1 protein-coding gene is annotated in these 250 nt (G+C 59.2%); it reads left to right on the top strand.

The features are described from left to right. The coding region (locus tag GWC77_RS28935) for an IS4 family transposase (protein WP_173259959.1) at positions 1-117 on the top strand (117 nt) is incomplete at its 5' end. Positions 118-250 lie beyond the last annotated feature (133 nt).

Below are 250 nucleotides of genomic sequence, written 5' to 3'. Positions count from 1 at the left end.
CGCAAAGGCGACGGCGAGCCTGGCGTCAAGACCATCTGGCTAGGCATGCAGCGCGTGGTGGATTTTGCTGCTGGTATCAGATACGCGCGTGAGCTCGAGCAGCAGACTTGTGTGTAATGGAATGGGTCAAGGGCGGGCGTAAGCCCGGCGCAGCGAACCCTTGAGGCGCTCTGAATCGACAAGCTGAGGTATGGCTGGTTGCGGCAGAATGCGGCAACCAGCCATACGAGACGAAGCGAACATGACGAAT

It is taken from the genome of Paraburkholderia sp. NMBU_R16 (assembly GCF_013282575.1).
Taxonomy (GTDB): domain Bacteria; phylum Pseudomonadota; class Gammaproteobacteria; order Burkholderiales; family Burkholderiaceae; genus Trinickia.
The sequence above is the reverse complement of the archived record's forward strand: the minus strand, read 5'-3'. Positions and strand labels throughout refer to the sequence as shown.